The organism is Pseudolysinimonas yzui, assembly GCF_014653215.1.
GTDB lineage: Bacteria > Actinomycetota > Actinomycetes > Actinomycetales > Microbacteriaceae > Pseudolysinimonas_A > Pseudolysinimonas_A yzui.
On the sequence record NZ_BNAI01000002.1, the window covers coordinates 498,934 to 515,415 of the forward strand.

At 68.7% G+C, this 16,482-nt stretch carries 15 protein-coding genes; 13 read left to right on the top strand and 2 right to left on the bottom strand.

Going from position 1 to position 16,482, the window contains the following annotated elements; all coding sequences use genetic code 11:
- The first annotated feature begins 3 nt into the window (after positions 1-3).
- Positions 4-1,155 (top strand): Gfo/Idh/MocA family protein, encoded by a 1,152-nt coding sequence (locus IE173_RS08190; RefSeq protein ID WP_191283058.1) that lies wholly within the window; start codon positions 4-6, stop codon positions 1,153-1,155.
- Positions 1,122-2,774, top strand: a complete 1,653-nt coding sequence (locus IE173_RS08195) for a DUF5597 domain-containing protein (protein WP_191282950.1) — start codon at positions 1,122-1,124, stop codon at positions 2,772-2,774. The genes IE173_RS08190 and IE173_RS08195 overlap by 34 nt, the downstream gene beginning before the upstream one ends.
- A gap of 9 nt (positions 2,775-2,783) precedes the next feature.
- Here the strand turns inward: IE173_RS08195 and IE173_RS08200 are convergent, their stop codons facing one another.
- Complete coding sequence (locus tag IE173_RS08200; RefSeq protein WP_191282951.1) at positions 2,784-3,773, bottom strand: restriction endonuclease subunit R; 990 nt, start codon at positions 3,771-3,773, stop codon at positions 2,784-2,786.
- Between the two features lie 97 nt (positions 3,774-3,870).
- Here IE173_RS08200 and IE173_RS08205 point away from each other — a divergent pair, with 97 nt between their 5' ends.
- The gene (locus tag IE173_RS08205) at positions 3,871-4,278 is read left to right on the top strand and encodes a hypothetical protein (RefSeq protein ID WP_191282952.1); all 408 of its coding nucleotides are present in this window, start codon (positions 3,871-3,873) and stop codon (positions 4,276-4,278) included.
- 15 nt (positions 4,279-4,293) lie between these two features.
- Positions 4,294-5,160, top strand: a complete 867-nt coding sequence (locus IE173_RS08210) for a ThuA domain-containing protein (RefSeq protein ID WP_191282953.1) — start codon at positions 4,294-4,296, stop codon at positions 5,158-5,160.
- A 1-nt stretch (position 5,161) separates the two neighbouring features.
- On the opposite strand, the gene IE173_RS08215 is transcribed toward IE173_RS08210, so the two are convergent.
- Positions 5,162-6,424 (bottom strand): ROK family protein, encoded by a 1,263-nt coding sequence (locus IE173_RS08215; RefSeq protein WP_191282954.1) that lies wholly within the window; start codon positions 6,422-6,424, stop codon positions 5,162-5,164.
- Positions 6,425-6,532: 108 nt separating this feature from the next.
- Here IE173_RS08215 and IE173_RS08220 point away from each other — a divergent pair, with 108 nt between their 5' ends.
- From IE173_RS08220 to IE173_RS08260, 9 genes are all read left to right on the top strand, one after another.
- Positions 6,533-7,603 (top strand): Gfo/Idh/MocA family protein, encoded by a 1,071-nt coding sequence (locus tag IE173_RS08220; RefSeq protein ID WP_229841972.1) that lies wholly within the window; start codon positions 6,533-6,535, stop codon positions 7,601-7,603.
- Positions 7,604-7,611: 8 nt separating this feature from the next.
- Positions 7,612-8,412, top strand: a complete 801-nt coding sequence (locus IE173_RS08225; protein WP_191282955.1) for a hypothetical protein — start codon at positions 7,612-7,614, stop codon at positions 8,410-8,412.
- Between the two features lie 68 nt (positions 8,413-8,480).
- On the top strand, positions 8,481-9,497 hold the full coding sequence (locus tag IE173_RS08230) for a VOC family protein (RefSeq protein ID WP_191282956.1): 1,017 nt from the start codon (positions 8,481-8,483) through the stop codon (positions 9,495-9,497).
- A 218-nt stretch (positions 9,498-9,715) separates the two neighbouring features.
- On the top strand, positions 9,716-11,227 hold the full coding sequence (locus IE173_RS08235) for an MFS transporter (protein ID WP_191282957.1): 1,512 nt from the start codon (positions 9,716-9,718) through the stop codon (positions 11,225-11,227).
- 17 nt (positions 11,228-11,244) lie between these two features.
- On the top strand, positions 11,245-12,813 hold the full coding sequence (locus IE173_RS08240; protein WP_191282958.1) for a GMC oxidoreductase: 1,569 nt from the start codon (positions 11,245-11,247) through the stop codon (positions 12,811-12,813).
- A gap of 2 nt (positions 12,814-12,815) precedes the next feature.
- Positions 12,816-13,184 carry a nuclear transport factor 2 family protein gene (locus IE173_RS08245; protein WP_191282959.1) on the top strand — a complete coding sequence of 123 codons (369 nt, stop codon included), beginning with the start codon at positions 12,816-12,818 and terminating at the stop codon, positions 13,182-13,184.
- A 154-nt stretch (positions 13,185-13,338) separates the two neighbouring features.
- The gene (locus IE173_RS08250) at positions 13,339-14,616 is read left to right on the top strand and encodes an ABC transporter substrate-binding protein (protein WP_191282960.1); all 1,278 of its coding nucleotides are present in this window, start codon (positions 13,339-13,341) and stop codon (positions 14,614-14,616) included.
- A gap of 55 nt (positions 14,617-14,671) precedes the next feature.
- Entirely contained in the window at positions 14,672-15,631 is a 960-nt protein-coding gene (locus tag IE173_RS08255; protein ID WP_191282961.1) for a carbohydrate ABC transporter permease, read from the top strand.
- Positions 15,628-16,464: a carbohydrate ABC transporter permease gene (locus IE173_RS08260; RefSeq protein ID WP_191282962.1), complete on the top strand. Its 837-nt coding sequence runs from the start codon at positions 15,628-15,630 to the stop codon at positions 16,462-16,464. The genes IE173_RS08255 and IE173_RS08260 overlap by 4 nt, the downstream gene beginning before the upstream one ends.
- Positions 16,465-16,482: the final 18 nt, after the last annotated feature.

The following is a 16,482-nucleotide window of genomic DNA, read 5'->3' on the forward strand; positions in this document are numbered from 1 at the left end:
GCGATGATCGGCCACGGGTTCATGGGCTCCGCCCACTCGGTCGGGTGGCGACAGGCGCCCCGGATGTTCTCGTTGCCCGCCGACGTCGAGATGGCCGTGGTCGTGGGCCGCAAGCCCGAGGCCGCGGCCGCTGCTGCCGAGCAGTGGGGCTGGCAGGAGTCGGCGAGCGATTGGCGTGAGGTGATCGCCCGCGACGACATCGACATCGTCGACGTCGTGACCCCGGGCGACTCGCACGCCGAGATCGCGATCGCCGCGCTGAAGGCCGGCAAGCACGTGCTCTGCGAGAAACCGCTCGCCAACAGCGTCGCGGAGGCCGAGGCGATGGCGCAGGCCGCTGCCGCCGCCACCGGCGTTCGGGCGATGGTGGGATTCACCTACCGCCGGGTTCCGGCCGTCACCTTCCTTCGCGACCTCATCGCCGAAGGGGTGGTCGGCGAGATCCAGCAGGTGCGCGCCGCGTACCGGCAGGACTGGCTGGTCGACCCCGAGATGCCGCTCGCCTGGCGACTCCAGAAGGAGCACGCCGGTTCGGGGGCTCTGGGCGATATCGGGGCGCACGCGATCGACACGACTCAGTTCGTGACCGGCCTCGCCGTTTCGGCCGTGTCGGGAACGATCGAGACGATCGTGAAGCAGCGCCCGCTGCTCGGCGAGGGCTCCGGGCTCTCGGGGACCGCCGCGGACGGCTACGGCGAGGTCACGGTCGACGATGTCGCGATCTTCACCGGGCGACTCGCGAACGGGGCACTCGTCTCGTTCGAGGCGACCCGCTTCGCCACCGGTCGAAAGAACCAGTTGACGATCGAGGTGTCGGGCACGAAGGGCGCTCTCGCGTTCGATCTGGAAGACCTCAACTCGCTGCAGTTCTACGACCGCACCGCACCCGCCGATCGGCAGGGGTTCACGAAGATCCTGGTGACCGAGGGCGTGCACCCCTATGTCTCGGCGTGGTGGCCGGCCGGGCACATGCTCGGCTACGAGCACGGCTTCTCGCACCAGGTGAAGGACCTGATCGAGGGCATCGTGGACGGCACCGACCCGCATGGCACCTTCGCCGAGGGCCTGGCCGTGCAGCGCGTTCTCGAGGCCGTCGAGGTCAGCTCGGGCCGCGAGTCGGCGTGGGTGTCGATCCCCGGCGCAACCCCGAAGTGAGCGGCCAGGGCCGGGGCGCGTGGGCCCTCGATCAGCAGGGCGTGCTGCGGCGGGACGGCGTGCCGGCCCTGCTGCTCGGCGGGCAGGTGCACAACTCTTCCACTTCGACGGAGTCCGCGATCCGGGAGTCCTTCGCGAGGGCGCGCGCGGTGAACGCCAACACCGTGCTGGCGCCGGTCAGCTGGGCGCTGTTCGAGCCCGAGGAGGGTGCGTTCGACACCACGCTGATCGACCGGATGATCGAGGAGGCGCGGGCGAACGGTCTGCGGCTGGTTCCGCTCTGGTTCGGCGCCGTCAAGAACGCCGGATCCGGATACGCGCCCAGCTGGGTGCGCGCCGACCCCGAACGCTTCCCGCGGGCGGTCGTGTCGGGCCGCGGCAAGGCCGCCTTCACCTATGAGGGAGCGACCGCCAAGCCGGTGCTCTCGCTGTTCGGCGAGAACCTGCTCCAGGCGGATGCCTCCGCGTTCGCCGCGCTCCTGCGTCGCATCACGGAGGTCGACCACGACGGCATCGTCGCGATGGTGCAGGTCGAGAACGAGGCGGGCATTCTGACCGACAGCCGAGACCGCAGCGGCACGGCCGACGCGGTCTGGGCATCCCTCGTGCCGCGCGAACTGATCACCGCGCTCGCTGCGGGGGATGGCATTTCTCCGAGCGCCCGGCGCTGGCGCGAGCGCGGCGGACTGCTCGAGGGAACCTGGGAGAGCGTCTTCGGCGATGATGACAGGGCCGAGGAGATCTTCATGGCCTGCGGCGTCGCGTCGTACATCGAGGGTGTCGCCCGGCGAGGCCGAGCCGAATCCATCCTGCCCTTGTATACGAATGCCTGGCTCGGCCCTCAACCCGGGCAGGAGTCGCCGGGGCAGTACCCCAGCGGCGGGCCGACGTCGACCGTGATCGACGTGTGGAAGGCGATGGCGCCGACGCTCGCCCTCGTCGCGCCCGACATCTACGTGGAGGACGCGGCGGGCGCGATGGCGGTCTACGCGCGGGCGGACCAACCGCTGTTCGTGCCGGAGTCGCAGCCCCGCACCGGCGAACTCGTGCGTGCCCTCGGCACCTTCTCCGCGATCGGGTGGTCGGCCTTCGGCGTCGACGAGCTCACGTCGCAGGGCACCATCGCCCAGTTGCTCGGACACCTGACCGCGCTCGAAGCGCCGCTCCTCGCGGCCCGTGAGCGGCGCGGGCTCGGGTCGGTCGTCATCGAGTCACCGGAAGAGATCGTCGAGCTGACACTCGGCCAGACGGAGCTACACGCTCGCGGCTCCGTCGTGCTGTTCCACCACCTGCTCGTGGATGTCGGCGTGCAAGTGCCGCTGACCACGCCCGAGTTCCCCGACGAGACCGAGCCGGGGGCCATGATGCCGGCTGCCGCGGACCCGCGACCGTTCGCCCTGATCGCCGCCGAATCCGACGACGAGTTCCTCGTGATCGGCCGCGGGGTCACCCTCGACTTCGTCGATCCGACCCGCCGCATCGAGATCGACAGCGCAGAGGAGCTGCGACTCGAGGACGGTGTTCACGTCGTCTCCCGGGTCCTCAACGGCGACGAGCGACTCCAGCTGCTCCCGGTACGTGAGGTCGGGGTCGTGCGGATTCGCCTGCTGCGGTTCTGAGCAGGCGACTCACCCGGCCAGCGCGGCTCGCGCGAGGGCCAGATGCCCGCGGGTGATCTCGGTTCCGCTCACGCCGGTGACCCATTCGTGGCCGCCCCACTCGCTGCACAGTGTTCCGGCGAAGTCGGTGCGCCGCAGTTCCTCGCCCAGGTCGCGGATCGGCGCCGACACGCGGTCGTCGGTGTCGTCGAGGTCCCAGAACTTCAGATGGAAGGCGCCGGTCAGCGGCAGGATGTCACGCAGGTCAGAGGCCTGCGAGCGACCGAATCGAACGATCAGGTTCATGTACAGGGTGTGCACCTCGGGCGGCACCTGCCCCGAGCGCAGGACGTCGACGACGGCGGCGTGCGTGTCGGGCGAGCGCCACTCGGTCTCGAGGCGGTGGAGGAGGTCGGCAGCCACGCCGCCGGCCCGCAGCCGCTCGAGGTAGCTCGGGGGCAGCGCGGGCATGAGCATCGAGATGTCGACGAGGATGCGGATGCGCGGGTCGCCGAGATCGTGCTGCAGCTGCAGGGCGGCGGCGACGGGCGGCGTGTCCGGGGTCTGCTGGCCCTGGATCTCCTCGAACAGCGTGAGCTCGAGCTCGTGGAGCACGGGAAGGACGCGGCGCAGCAGGGTCTCGCCGGCTTGGCCGACGGGGAGTCGCACGCCGGACGCGCCCACCCGATGGGCGGCACGGAGCTGGGGGATGAGGAACGCCTCGCGCTCGTCATCCGTGAGCCGGCCGCCGTGCGGGGTGACGTCATCGAGGCTCGCGCCGAAGATGCTCACCCGACCCCCGACGGCGTCGAGCCGGGCGCGAAAGCCGTCGAGTTCGGCATCCGACGGGGTGGGGAAGCCGCGGAAGGTCTGTCCGGCTTCGAGTTCGATGACCTCGGTGAGACCGTCGGCGACGATGCCGACGGCGAGGTCGATGGTCGATCGCTCGGCGCGGGTCACGTCAGGTGTCCAGTTGAACGCGCTCGCCGACAGCGTGACGGTGCTGAGGTCCGTGGTCATCGTCGTCCCTTGCTCGGTGACATTTGTGTCGGTTCATGACAGACTTATGTCGAGTTCAGGATAAAGACTAGCTCATGGGTGAGCAGAGGAGACGAGAATGCGGGCGGCCCTGCGCGATGACGCGCTCACGACGACCCCGACCGGCTTCAGGCTGCGCGTCGGACTGCCCTGGATCCGCTCGCTTCCCGTGGCGTGCCTGCGAGCGCCCGCGATCATGATCGACGGCATCGAGGCCGCACCGCTCGTCGTCGTGGGCGGGCGACGACTCTCCCCGGACGAGGTCGTCGACGAGACGACGTGGTGGTTCAGCCAGGATCGCCTCGTGCTCGACGTCGATCGACCGCTGACTCCGGGCGCGCACGACGTCGTCGTGTCGTTCCGCCTGCTCATCCCGTACCTCATGGCGGGCCCCGGCGGCGGGCCCCTCGAACTCCCGATCCGACTGACGGCCCGCCTGCAGCTCGACCATGACCCCATCCCGAGCGTGTCGCTCGACGTGGCCTGACCGGAGGAAGATCCCGTGACCGCTGTCCTGAACGCCCTCATCCTGTCCGGGCACATGACCCAGGAGCACGACAACGAGTTCCGCAGCTTCCGGAAGCACAACGAGTGGATCACCGCGCTGCTGGAGGACACCGGGCGATTCCGGGTGCGGGTCGTCGAGGATCCGCGCGGGCTCGGGGCCGAGATCATCGACAAGTACGACGTCGTCATCGTCGTGTTCGAAGGTCGCGACGGCTACCACGAGAAGGCGGTCGGCTTCGGGGCCGAGACGGATGCCGCGCTGCTGAAATTCGTGCGCGACGGCAAGGGCATCGTCTGGTTCCACGGGTCGGCAGCCCAGGAAGACGACTGGGGCTACCCGGAGGAGTACAACGTCATGCGCGGCGCCAAGCTCAGCGTGCCGACCGGGCTCCGCCCCCGGCCGTGGGGTGAGGCCCTGCTGACGACAGCCGAGCCACGGCATCCGATCACCGAGGGCATCAGCGCGACGTGGACGGTCACCGGCGACGACATCCTGACCGGCGTGCAGCTCTACGACGGCGCGCAGGTGCTGCTGACCGTCTTCGACGATCTCGAATCGTACGAGAAGGCGCCGCGGTGGCCGATGTCGCACTATCCGGTGGCGATCGGCCCGGACGGTCTGGCGGGCTTGGCCGGGATCGACACCGATCAACCCATCGCCTGGATCAACGAGTACGGAGCAGGTCGGTCATTCACGATCACGATCGGTCACGACATCGACACGTTCCGCCGGATCGAGTTCATCATGATGTTCCCGCGCGGCGTCGAGTGGGCCGCGACCGGTGAGATCATTCTGGCCGGCCCGGACCGGCGCGGCGAGCGGCGGTTCCTGCCGTGGCCGTACTACAACCGCGAAGGCTGAGTCACCCGTTGGCGCGGATGGCGGCCACCGTGGGGCGTCCATCGGCGAACCAGCGCGGGAACGTCACGTCGAACAACTGCTCCCGCACCATCTCGGCCCCGCCCCGCAGCGGTTCCCGCACGTCGTCGACCGACTGCACGATCGACAGGTCGCGGGTGGCCAAGGGGAGCGACAGCTCGTAGACGCGCTGTCGCACCTCGGCGAGGAAGAGTTCGCCGGCGGCGGAGACGGCTCCTCCGATGACGATCACGCCGGGGTTGAACATGTTGACCAGCGCCGCGATCGACTCGCCGACGTCACGTGCGGAACGCTGGATCAAGGTGATGGCGAGCGCGTCGCCGTCCTCGGCCGCCCGGGAGATCCGCTCGGGCGTCACCGGGTTGTCGGGACCCGACTGGGCCAGCATGCCGGTCGCCCCCTCGGCGATCGCGAGCTCGGCATCCCGAACGAGCGCCCATCCGCCGGCGACGGCCTCCAGGCATCCGACCTTGCCGCAGCGGCAGAGCGCGTCGGCGTCTCGGACGCGCACGTGCCCGATGTCGCCCGCGGCGCCGTTGGCGCCGCGATGGATCCGTCGCTGCGAGATCAGCCCGGCGCCGATCCCCGAGCCGACCTTGCAGTAGATGAGGTCGGGGCTCTCGTCGCGGCGGCGGGCCTGCTCGCCGAAGGCCAGGAGATTCACGTCGTTGTCGACCCAGACGGGAGCCTCGTAGCGCTGCTCGAACCAGCGTCGCACGTCGAAGCCGTTCCAGCCGGGCATGATCGGCGGGGCCACCGGGCGACCCGTCGCGAAGTCGACGGGCCCGGGCACGCCGACCGCGATCCCCCAGACCGGGGTCTCGGGGCTGCGGGCGAGCACCTCGTCGATCATGGCCGTTGCCGCCTCGAGCGTCTCCGCCGGGCCGCGCGAGATGTCCCAGGCCCGGTGGCTCTGGTCGAGGATGTCACCCGTGAGGGCCGCGATCCCGACGTGGATGTGCAGGGCACCGAGGGCGCAGACGATGATGATCCCGCGATCGCCGCGGAAACGCAGCGAACGGGGGGCGCGGCCTCCGGACGACGGGCTGAAGTCGCCGTCTTCGAGGTAGCCGAGGTCGATCGCATGATCGACGCGCTGGGTGACGACACCGCGCCCAAGGCCGGTGACCCGCCCGATCTCGGGACGGGTTGTCGCCTCTCCCGTGCGCACCATGTTGACGATGCGCAGGAGGCTCGTCATCTCGTCCGTCTGGGCGCCGAAACGCAGGGTCGATTGACTGGCCATGGGCCAATTTTGACACAAGCGAGGGTTCTATGAGCGCGTTTTGCGTTACGAATAGCGAGCTTCACGCCAACTTAGGTATGCTTCCGACAGAAGAAGGCGAGAGTCTTCTTGCCCGCGAGCGACGGTCGGGAGCCGATGATGGTGCACGGAGTAGGCCTCGTCGGCGCGGGCCCGGGCGTCAGCGCCCTGCATCTGCCGACCCTTGCCCGCCTCGCCGATCGATTCGCCGTCGTGCACATCGCGGATTCCGGCTCGGGTCGCGCTCGCGCACTCGCCGAACGGGTCGATGCCCGGTCGTCGACCGGCATCGCCGACCTGCTCGCCGACCCGGCCGTCGAGGTCGTCGCGTTGTGCAGCCCGCCGAGCGAGCACGCCGATCAGGTCCTGGCGTGCGTCGCCGCGGGTAAACGCGCCGTGCTGTGCGAGAAGCCGATCGCGTTCACCGTGGCCGAGGCCGAACGGGTGGTCAGCGCCTGCCGCGCCGCGGGGACCGTGCTCGTCGTCGGCACGAACCACCTCTTCGATCCGGCCTGGGGCCGGGCGAAGCACCATCTCGACGCGGGGGGCGGGCCCGTGCACAGCGTGGCGATCACGGTCGCGCTGCCGCCCAACACGCGGTATCACCAGCTGGTCACGGAGTTCGAGGGGGAGCTCGCCGCCACCCGTCGTCCGCCGGCCGAGCTGGACGCGCGCACCCAGGCCGCCATCGTGCGTCAGCTCGTGATCGGGCTCGGCATCCACGACCTGCCGGCGCTTCGCGACGTCGTCCCCCGCCTCGACGAGGTCGCCTTCGCGCGCTTCGTGCCCCCGCTCGGCTACGTCATGGGCATCCGCGGCGGTGAGACGTTGATCACGGCCTCGGCCGTGATGGTGCCCGGCGGCGCCGACGCGTTGTGGCGGATGAGCATCGTCACCGACATCGATCGGCTGGATGTGGAGTTCCCGCCGGCCTTCGTGCATGCCGGGAGTGCACGCGCACGGGTGTGGGCGGCCGACGGGCGCTTCACCGAGTACCGTCCCGACCACGACGACGGGTACCTCGCGGAGTGGCGTTCCCTCGCCGACCTGCTCCACCCCGGGCGGGTTCTCGAGTACGACCACATCCTCGACGACGCCGTGTTCGCCGCGGACCTCGCCGATGCCGCCGAAGCGGCCGTTCTCGTCGGGCAGCGCGCATGAGCCGGGGCGTGAACACCGCCGACGGACCCTACGCGGTCGCCGTCGCCGAACTCCCGTTGAGCGCGCACCGCTCCGCCGAACGCGCCGGGGCGGTCGTCGTCGTGCCCGGGGATGCGGGCTGGCGCGAGGCGGCACGACGCGCCGAAGCCGACGGGGCGGCCGCCATCATCGTGCGGGATCCCGGTGTGATCGACGCCGCCCGCCCGGAAGCCACAGCTGGCACGGCTCCGATCGTCATCGAACGCCTCCTGCTGCGCTCCGACGTCGCGTTCGATGCCGCACAGGCGCCGGTTCCCGAGCTGGCTCTGATCCAGGTGGAATGCAGCGGGTCGAGCGCCGAGTTCGACCTGGTTCTGAGGGATGCCTTGGGCTGGGCGCGCGTGCTCGGCGGTGGCGCGCTGACCCTGCTGAAGGTGACGGCGACCTCCCGGGGCCTGTGCGTGTTCTTGGAACGACCGGCCGCCGATGCCGGCGGTGGCCCGGTCGCCGTGACGGTGCTGGCATCCCGGCGAGCGGCACCCGCCTGGATCCGTGCGGCCGCGATCGGTGCCGACCGGGTCGAAGTGACCATCGACAACGCTCGCGGCACCGCCGCAGTCGACCGGTCGACGGCGGCGGGCCGCCTCACCGTGCCGCCGCGGTGGGAGTCGCCCGAGCGGGTCGTGGTGCGTCGGGCCCTCGACGCCGGTCGCGACACCGATGAGTGCGCCGAGTGGGAGCGGGACGTGACGCTCGTCGCGGTCATCCGCGAGCAGGAGGCGCGGATCAGGGAAAGCAATACAGCGGATAGACAACCTCGCGTTCCCTGATGCGCCCGCGATCTCGCAAGGTAGATATCAGTCTTATTGAGACAGGATTTGTACGAAAGGGATCGATGATGATCAAGCTGCTGTCGCACCTCTCTTACGTGGCGATCACGTCGCCCGATGTCGAGGCGTCCGTGGAGTTCTACGAGAAGCGCGTCGGGCTGACGGTCGTCGACCGCATCGACGGTGCCGTGTATCTGCGCTGCTGGGGCGACTACTACCGGTACAGCCTCGTCGTCCTCCCGGGCGACGAACCGGCGCTCTCGACGATGGCCTGGCGCACGTCGAGTGCCGAAGCACTCGAAGAGGCCGCCCGCCGTCTCGACGCCGAGGGCGTCGAGGGCGAATGGTTCGAGGGTCATGGCATCGGTCGGGCGTACCGCTTCGTCGGGCCGTGGGGCCACAGCATGACGCTCCACTGGGACGCCGAGCACCGCGTCGCCGCGCCCGCCGAGGCGTCGATCTACCCTGACCGCCCCGAGAAGCGCAGCAGCGTCGCCGGCGCCCCGCGCCAACTCGACCACATCACCATCGCGACGAGCAGCGTCGACGACTTCGCCGCCTGGTACAACCGCGTGCTCGGCTTCCGCATCATGGCCAAGACCGTCCTCGACGAGGCACCGATCTCGGTGTTCTCGGTTCTGACGACCAACGAGAAGTCGCACGACCTCGGGGTGGTGCTCGATGGTTCCACGCGAGGCGGGCGCATCAACCACTACGCCTTCTGGGTCGACACCCGCGAAGAACTCCTCATCGCGGCGGATGTGCTGCTCGAGAACGGCATCCCGATCGAGTACGGGCCGTCGATCCACGGCATCGGCGAGCAGAGCTTCCTGTACTACCGGGAGCCCTCGACCCTGCGCATCGAGCTCAACACCGGCGGCTACCGCAACTACGTGCCGGACTGGGAGCCCAACACCTGGCGACCGTCGCTCGGCTCGAACAACTTCTATCGCAACAGCGCGATGCCGATGTCGATGACGGAATCCTTCCCTCCGGCCGACGGCCCCTCGGCGACCGAAGAAGGGGTGCCCGACGAGATCAAGGACGCCCTCTTCAACCCGTACGCCAAGCACGGGCAGGGCTGACCGCGACGCGAACGCCCCGGGCTCCTCTTCGGGATCGCGACGAAGATGGCGGAGCCCGGGTGATAGCTCGGAACGGGCGACCTTTGGTTGAAAGTAGGCAAAAGTCCCGATAGAATGTCGGGGACGCAGGGGTTCTCCGGAGCCCGTTCCCGCGCACGCGTCGTCGCGCGGGGCACAGCCGGTCTCGTCGACCGCCCGATCGTTTGGGCAGACAACCGATGACACTCACTCCCCTGAAGCGGCGCCTCCTCGTCGCCTCCCTGCTCACCGTCTCCTTCCTCGGGGCCCTCGACCACACCATCGTCTCCACCTCGCTGTCGACGATCGCCGGCGAACTCGGCGCCCTGCAGCAGATGAGCTGGATCGTCGTCGCGTACACCCTCGCGGCGACGGTGTCGCTCCCGCTGATCGGGAAGCTGGCCGACGGGCTCGGCGCTCGCCGGGTGTTCCTGGCGTCGCTCACGCTGTTCCTCCTCGCGTCGATCGCCTGCGGGTTCGCCCAGGACATCGTGCAGCTCACGGCCGCGCGGGTCGTGCAGGGGCTCAGCTCGGCGGGACTGCAGTTGATGTCGCAGACGATCGTCGCGAATGTGACGACTCCGCGTGAGCGACCGCGTCTGCTGAGCATCCTCGGGGTCTCGTTCCCGGTCGCGATCCTCGTCGGTCCGGTGCTCGGCGGATTGATCAGCGACAACCTCAGCTGGCACTGGGTGTTCTGGATCAACGTCCCGCTGGGGCTCGCCGCCTTCGTACTGGCGATCGTCGGCATCCCGCGGATCGCGGGGCAGCCGCGCGGCCGGTTCGACGTCGCGGGCGCTCTGACGTTCACCGTCGCCATGGTCGCGCTGGTTCTCGCCGTCAACGGAACCGTCGGCGGGTTCAGCGCTTCGACGGTCGTCCTGCTCGGGGTGGCCGTGGTCTCCTTCGTCGCCTTCTTCTTCATCGAGCAACGCGTCGACGACCCGTTCGTGCCGTTGCGCCTGTTCCGGAACCGCTCGGTCGCGGCGGGGATCACGCTGAGCGCGATCATCGGCATCGGCCTGTTCTCGGTCGTCTCCTACATCCCCACCTACATCCAGATGGCCTATCGCACGACGGCGACCGTCTCGGGTCTGGTCCCGATCGCGACGGTGCTCGGGATGCTGCTGGCCAGTCTTGCGACCGGCTTCCTGGCCAGCCGCACCGGCCGGTACCGTCGTTTCGCGATCGCCGGCACGTCGGTCGCGGCGTCGGGTCTGGCGATCATGGCTCTGCTTCCCGTCGGCCTGCCGCTGTGGGTGCCGATGGTGGTCATGGGCCTGGTCGGCATCGGAACCGGTGCCTTCATGAGTCTCGTCATCGCGGTCGTGCAGAGCGCGGTTCCGCGTGCGCAGACCGGCTCGGTCACGGCGACCCTCAACCTCGTACGTCAGGTCGGCGCCACGGTCGGCACGGCCGCGGTCGGAGCGGTCATCGGCATCGGCGTGCTGGCTCGGCTGCCCGAGAGCCTCAACGCCTCGACCCTGACCCCCGAACTCGTGCGCGGCCTCGCGGTCGGCCTGCAACAGGAGGTCGCCGGGGTCTACGGTGCCGTCATGGCCCCCGTGTTCGCAGCCCTCGCCGGCGTGTACGCCGTGGGCGTCGTGGCCGCGATCCTCCTCCCGTCCGGACGCCTGACGGATGAGCAGCCGGGTGACCCGGTCGCCGATCCCACGTCCGCCGAACCCCACGTCCACAGGCAATCCGCGTGAACCTCGAAGGAGAGGCCATGTCGTCCCACCCCGTCGTCGCCATTGTCGGAAGCGGTCCGATCGGTGCCGCCTACGCGCGCGTCGTGCTCGAGCGCAACCCGAGCGCGCGGGTCGTGATGTTCGAAGCCGGCCCGCAACTCACCGAGGTGCCGGGGGAGAGCGTGCGCAACATCGCCGACCCCGATGCGAAGGCGCGCGCCCGCGAACTCTCCCAGGGGCCACAGGCCGGCACCCACCGCGAGTCGCTCGGCATCCCGGCGGCCGTCGTCGTCGAGGGGATGTTCACGGCGCGGCAGGGAACGCACCTCTTCGACTTCGGGGGCGCGGGGTCGGCGCACACCCACGGATTCCCCGCTGCCGCGGCGTCGACCAACGTCGGGGGCCAGGGCGCGCACTGGACCTGCGCCATCCCGCGCCCTTCGGGCGGCGAGAAGGTCGACTTCATCGACGACGCGGAGTGGGACGAGCTGATCGAGGCCGCCGAACAGCTCCTGCACGCGCAGAGCGCCGCCTTCGCCGACTCGCCGATCGGGGGTGCGATCCGCTTCCTTCTCGCCGAGGAGTTCGCCGAGCTGCCCGAGTCGAGCCGTCCGAGCACCCTTCCGGTCGCGGGCGACCCGCAGCCCGACGGGTCGATCCGGTGGACGGGAACCGACACGGTGCTCGGCCCCCTCATCGATCCGGGCTCGCCGCTGAGCACGCGCTTCGACCTGCGCGATCTCTCGTTCGTGCGTGCCGTCGTTCACAACGGTCACCGGGCGTCCGGCGTGGTCGTCGAGGACCTGCGCACCGGCACGACGACGACGCTGGATGCGGATGCCGTCATCATCGCCGCCGACGCGTTCCGGTCGCCGCAGCTGCTCTGGGCGTCCGGCATCCGTCCCGCGGCGCTCGGGCGCTACCTCACCGAGCACCCCGTGGTGATCTCGACGGTTGCGGTCGACGCGGAGAAGATGCTGCGGTTCGTCACGGAGGGCGATCTCGATCGCGAGCTCGCGCGACGCTCGACCAACCCGACCGATCCGGTCGCGGCCGTCAACCGCATCCCCTACACCGAGGGAGAGCACCCGTTCTCACTGCAGGTGATGTACGCCGAGTCCCCGCCGTTCCAGCTCGACCCTGCCCACCCGCACGCCGACAATCGATGGGGCTACGTCAACATGGGCTACGGACTGCGCAAGCATCCCCGCGTCGAAGACGGCGCCACCTTCACCGACGCCGAGCTCGACTACCGGGGGATGCCGAACTTCACGATCGACTACGAACTCACCGACCGCGAGCTGGCCGAAGTCGACGAGGCGACCACACTTCTGCGTCGGGCCGGCTCGGCCCTGGGAACCTTCGTCGCCGAGCCGAGGCTGTTGCCGAACGGCTCGAGCCTGCACTATCAGGGCACGATGCGCATGGGCGCGGCCGACGACGGGACGTCGGTCGCCGACCCGTACTCGCGCGTCTGGGGGTTCGAGAACCTCATCGTCGGCGGCAACGCGCTGATCCCCACCGCGACCTCGATGAACCCCACTCTGATGAGCATGGCGATCGCCGTGCGCGGCGCTCGGCGTCTCGCCGCCGAACTGGGAGCCTGACCATGATTGACAACCGCGCCATCGTCACCGAGTTCGCTCGCCTCTTCTACACCGAGCGAGACGTGCCGACGGCCTTCGCGACCTACGTGGTCGAGGACTACATCCAGCACAACCCGTCGGTACCCGACGGGCGAGCCGCGGCGGTGGCGATGCTCGCCGACAAGTTCGCGACGCCGGGTGCCGCCTTCGACATCCAACGCATTCTCGTCGACGGCGACTTCGCGTTGATCCACGTCAAGGCGACCTTCCCGGGGAACCCGGTCGCGGCCGTGGCTGACATCTATCGGCTCGAGGGCGGCAAGGTCGTCGAACACTGGGACGTTCTGCAGCGGATGCCGGACGAGGTCGCCAACAACCATCCGATGTTCTAGCCCTGGATCGCTATCACCACCACAAATGTCCGAAAAAACAATGCTTATGTCTGAGACGTGCACAAGTAGGTAGGATCAGAGCAGTCAACCTCGGTTGGCGACTGGCTCCGCGACCCCGCCGGAGCATGACAATGCCGTCAAGAAAGGTCTGCTCATGTCACAGCACACCCCGAGATTGCGCCGCGTTCTCACGCCCGCCGTCTCACTCCTCGCGCTGGGCGCGCTCGCGCTCACGGGGTGCACCGCACCTCCCGTCGAGGAAGCGACCGAGTTCTCGCTCTACTTCCCCGTCGCCGAGTCGGGCGACAACCCCTACAAGGCCCTTGCCGACGCGTACATGGAGGCCAACCCCGACATCACGATCAACGTCGAGGAGGCTGGAGGCGACACCTACGCTCAAGGTCTCGCGACCAAGCTTCAGGCGGGCAACGCGCCCGACGTCTTCCTGACGGGCCCCGGACGCGGCCAGCTGCACAGCGTGCTCACGCTCGCTGAGGCGGGCTATCTCGCGCCGCTCGACGACACCGCGGCCGACACGACCATCCCGGCGGGGAACGAGGCGCTGTTCGAGGTCGACGGGACCATCTACGCGCAGGGTCTGGACTTCACCGTTGCCGCCGTCGTCGCCAACCTCGCCCTGATGAAGGCCGATGGTCTCGACGGCTACCCGACGACGTACGAGGACCTTCTGGATGCCTGCGCTGTCGCACGGGACCACGGACACTCGTTCTTCGTGATCGCCGGTTCGATGCAGCCGAACACGGGCTTCTTCTCGATGGTGATGGCCGGTGACCTCGTCTACGGTCCGAACCCGTCGTGGAACGTCGAGCGTCAGGCCGATGAGGTCACCTTCGCCGACGACGAGGGCTGGCAGGAGACCCTCTCGCGCTTCGAGGAGCTCAACGAGGCGGGCTGCTTCCAGGACTCGCCCGAGGCCGGCACCTTCGACACGATCACCAACAACCTCGTCGGCGAGCTGTCGTACGCGGGAGCCATCCCGTCGGGCGCCGCATTCGGACTCGGCGGAGCCAACCCGAACGCGGAGTTCGTGGTGAACCCGTTCCCGGCCGCTACCGCCGACGACGCGTTCGTGTCGGCGAGCGTCAACTACGCCCTGGCGATCAATGCCAAGTCGTCGCCCGGAGTGATCGCCTTGGCGAAGGACTTCCTCAACTTCGCCTCGGGCGAGGGTGCGAATGTCTTCCCGAGCGTCTCGGGCAACCTGCCCGTCGTCGGAGCCGACTTCGGTGCCCTTCCGCCGCAGTACGGCGGAGTCGCGCAGCTCCTGACCGACGGCAAGACCTACGCCCTGCCGAACTCCGGCTGGGAATCGCCGGAGGTCTACGCAGCACTCGGGACGGGCGTGCAGGGCATCCTCACCGGCCAGGCAACCGTCGACGACGTCCTCGCCGAGATGGACGCATCCTGGTAACCAGGAGCAGAATCTCACCACGCTGAAGCACCACCCAGAGGAATCGACGAGAGCAATGACGCACACGATCACTCCCTCGGCCGATTCCCGCAGTACCCGGCGCACGGGGACCGGACGTCAGTCCGGCCCCCGTGCCCGGCCCAAGCTCATGACCTACGGGTCGTGGTGGTGGGCGCTCCCGGGCCTGCTCGCGGTCTTCTCGGTGCACTACGTCGCCACGGGAATCGGCGCCGGCTACGCCTTCACCGACTTCAAGGGCATCGGCTCGTTCGAGTGGATCGGCTTCGACAACTTCGTTGAGATCCTGAGTGACAAGAAGGCCTTCGGGTCGATCGGCAACACGGTCTTTCTCGCACTCGCCTCGCTGGTGATCGTCAACGTCGTCGGGCTGCTTTTCGCTCTCGCCCTCAATCGCGGCATCCGGACCCGCTACATCCTGCGCGTGCTGCTCTTTCTTCCCGTCGTCCTGAGCCCGCTCGCGGTCTCCTACATCTTCCGCTTCATCTTCCAGGTGGACGGCCCGTTGAACTCGGTTCTCGCGGCCGTCGGACTCGAGGCGTGGCAGCGCCCCTGGCTGGCCGATCCGGAGTTCGCGATCTACACGATTCTCGCGGTCATGGTCTGGCAGAACGTCGGGTTCGCCATGATCATCTACCTCGCCGGCCTGGCGACCGTCCCGCACGAGATCGAAGAGGCCGCCGCCATCGATGGTGCCGGCGTGTTCTCGCGGTTCTGGCACATCACCCTGCCGATGATCCAGCCCTCGGTGGCGATCGCCACCACACTCGGGTTGACCCAGGGTCTCAAAGTCTTCGACCAGGTTCAGGCGATGACTCGAGGTGGCCCCTACGGAGCCACCGAGACCCTGTCGACCGTCATCTACACCGAGACGTTCGCGAACGCGAACTTCGGCTACGGCGCGGCCCTCTCGCTGGTGTTCACCGTTCTCGTGCTGGCAGCCGCAGCCTTCCAGCTCTTCATCACCCGCGACCGGAGCCGGAGGGAGGCGAAATGATCCGCTATACGAAATGGACCTTGGCTCGCGAGATCGTGATGTGGGTGTGTGCCGTCATCATGCTCCTGCCCTTCTACCTGCTGGTGAACACGGCACTGAAGACTCCGGCGGATGCCATCGGCACGCCGGCCTTCGAGCCCGCGCTGCGTCCGACCTTCGACTCGTTCATCGCCATCTTCCAGACCGGCGGCACCAGCAACATCTTCGTCGGGCTCTTCAACAGCGCCGTGATCACCGCGGGGGCCGTGATCGGGCTGATCGTCGTCGGCGGCGTGACGGCATATGTACTGACCCGCCGACTCTCCCGGGTGAGCACCTGGCTCTATTACCTGATTCTCGCCGGGATCGTCGTTCCCGCTCAGCTCGGGCTGGTTCCGCTCTACATCGGCGCCCGCACGGTCGGCCTGCTCGGCAGTCCGCTCGGGATGGCCGTCATCTACGTCGCCATGCTGACGCCTTTGGCGGTCTTCCTCTATGGCGGCTTCATCCGCGCCTTGCCGACCGAATACGAAGAGGCGGCCACGATCGACGGGGCGAGTCCGCTGCGCACCTACGTGCAGGTGGTCTTCCCCCTCCTGTCGCCGGCGACCGGCACGATCGCCATCCTGACGGGGCTCATCGTCTGGAACGACTTCTTCACGCCGCTCATCTTCCTCAACGGGTCGGATTCGGCGACTCTTCCTGTGGTCGTCTACTCCTACGTGAACGGCATCATCGTGCAGTGGAACAACATCTTCGCGGTGCTGATCGTCGCGCTGCTGCCCATCACCGTGCTGTACCTGATCATGCAGAAGAAGTTCATCCAAGGCTTCAGCGGCGGTCTCAAGAGCTGACGAGCGCCCTAGAGTGGC

Excerpts from the sequence above, each read along its gene's own strand:
- IE173_RS08190 (WP_191283058.1), top strand. The coding sequence starts at position 4 with ATGATCGGCCACGGGTTCATGGGCTCCGCCCACTCGGTCGGGTGGCGA.
- IE173_RS08200 (WP_191282951.1), bottom strand. The coding sequence starts at position 3,773 with ATGACCACGGACCTCAGCACCGTCACGCTGTCGGCGAGCGCGTTCAAC.
- IE173_RS08205 (WP_191282952.1), top strand. The coding sequence starts at position 3,871 with ATGCGGGCGGCCCTGCGCGATGACGCGCTCACGACGACCCCGACCGGC.
- IE173_RS08215 (WP_191282954.1), bottom strand. The coding sequence starts at position 6,424 with ATGGCCAGTCAATCGACCCTGCGTTTCGGCGCCCAGACGGACGAGATG.
- IE173_RS08230 (WP_191282956.1), top strand. The coding sequence starts at position 8,481 with ATGATCAAGCTGCTGTCGCACCTCTCTTACGTGGCGATCACGTCGCCC.
- IE173_RS08235 (WP_191282957.1), top strand. The coding sequence starts at position 9,716 with ATGACACTCACTCCCCTGAAGCGGCGCCTCCTCGTCGCCTCCCTGCTC.
- IE173_RS08240 (WP_191282958.1), top strand. The coding sequence starts at position 11,245 with ATGTCGTCCCACCCCGTCGTCGCCATTGTCGGAAGCGGTCCGATCGGT.
- IE173_RS08245 (WP_191282959.1), top strand. The coding sequence starts at position 12,816 with ATGATTGACAACCGCGCCATCGTCACCGAGTTCGCTCGCCTCTTCTAC.
- IE173_RS08250 (WP_191282960.1), top strand. The coding sequence starts at position 13,339 with ATGTCACAGCACACCCCGAGATTGCGCCGCGTTCTCACGCCCGCCGTC.
- IE173_RS08255 (WP_191282961.1), top strand. The coding sequence starts at position 14,672 with ATGACGCACACGATCACTCCCTCGGCCGATTCCCGCAGTACCCGGCGC.
- IE173_RS08260 (WP_191282962.1), top strand. The coding sequence starts at position 15,628 with ATGATCCGCTATACGAAATGGACCTTGGCTCGCGAGATCGTGATGTGG.